The 747-nt window shown below is 45.5% G+C and carries 2 protein-coding genes; one reads left to right on the forward strand and one right to left on the reverse strand.

The genetic code is table 11. From position 1 onward, the window contains the following. The coding region (locus A3739_RS03015) for a sulfurtransferase TusA family protein (protein ID WP_068500249.1) at positions 1-182 on the reverse strand (182 nt) is incomplete at its 3' end. Positions 183-299: 117 nt separating this feature from the next. Here A3739_RS03015 and A3739_RS03020 point away from each other — a divergent pair. Further along, the coding region (locus tag A3739_RS03020) for a M48 family metalloprotease (RefSeq protein WP_156502295.1) at positions 300-747 on the forward strand (448 nt) is incomplete at its 3' end.

A 747-nucleotide genomic window follows, 5' to 3' on the forward strand; every position in this document is an offset into this window, starting at 1 on the left:
GTTTCTAGAGCGTGAGGAGTTAGCCCAATAAAGGCTTCAAAATCTCGCACAGACCCGGCATCTGTTGCCATCACCTTGACAGTTTGTCCTGGTAACATTTCATTCAACTTCAATTTCGCGCGCAACAAAGGCATTGGACAAGCCTCTCCTCGCGCATCGACAAGGTGGTCGTAATCGCTCATATTTGTTCTTGGTAATGATATTTTAAGGTTTGCAATAATAAGCTTTCGTGACTAGGAATCAACGTACAGTTACTATAAAGAACACAATAACATTAACACCGAGATCAACTAGCTCAAATGCAGCGCTCTATTTTCTTTGCAGCAATCTTATTCTCACTCTCTGTTCAGGCAAATGAATCCGAGCTTCCAAGCTTTGGAAACGCAAGCTCTACAATCATTTCGATCGAACAGGAACGCGAGTTAGGCACTGCATGGCTATCTGCGCTACGAGGCCAAGTTCGCACCTATGAACAACCTAGCGTCGAAGAATATCTTGAACAACTTGTCTACTCTCTCGCCCCGAACTCTACAGTCGCTGACAAATCATTTCGCTTTGTCATCCTTAACAGCCCAGAGTTAAACGCGTTCGCGGTACCCGGAAGCGTTATCGGTATCAATGCGGGACTATTTTTACATGCCGCGAATGAACAAGAATTTGCTTCTGTTCTTGCTCACGAATTGGCGCATTTGAGTCAACGCCATTACGCACGACGACTTCAAAAGCAGGAGCTCAGCACCCCGCTAA

Source organism: Oleiphilus sp. HI0067 (assembly GCF_001635735.1).